1 protein-coding gene is annotated in these 370 nt (G+C 50.8%); it reads right to left on the minus strand.

Going from position 1 to position 370, the window contains the following annotated elements; all coding sequences use genetic code 11:
* Positions 1–113 precede the first annotated feature (113 nt).
* Positions 114–305 carry a LuxR C-terminal-related transcriptional regulator gene (locus AWJ14_RS23130; RefSeq protein WP_425349652.1) on the minus strand — a complete coding sequence of 64 codons (192 nt, stop codon included), beginning with the start codon at positions 303–305 and terminating at the stop codon, positions 114–116.
* Between the last annotated feature and the right edge of the window lie 65 nt (positions 306–370).

Below are 370 nucleotides of genomic sequence, written 5' to 3' on the forward strand. Positions count from 1 at the left end.
GAAACTTCTTCAAGGCTGCAGGCTATGAGGCACAATAGATGCGACACGCTTTAGGTTGCGTTTTGCAATGTTGAAAACGCGGGCAATTGATTCTCCCGTACTTGGAAGGAAGGCTAGACGTTCAGGAGGTCAAGCTTGGACGCTTTAAAAACGGCTGATGATAACGTCAGTGAACCGAGCTTCCGGCGCGCGCAATGCAAGTGCTCTCTGGCCATCGAACTACTAATTTTCAGATGGGCCGCGATCTGCTTGGGCGCATAGCCGCGCGCGTAAAGCTCAAGGCATTGTTGCTGTCGATGGCTCAGGCGGACTTGCCTAAAGCGTGTCGCAGCTTTTCAGATTCGGAATTCCCTGATTGATTTATTTGTGA

The organism is Parahoeflea olei, assembly GCF_001703635.1.
Taxonomy (GTDB): domain Bacteria; phylum Pseudomonadota; class Alphaproteobacteria; order Rhizobiales; family Rhizobiaceae; genus Hoeflea; species Hoeflea olei.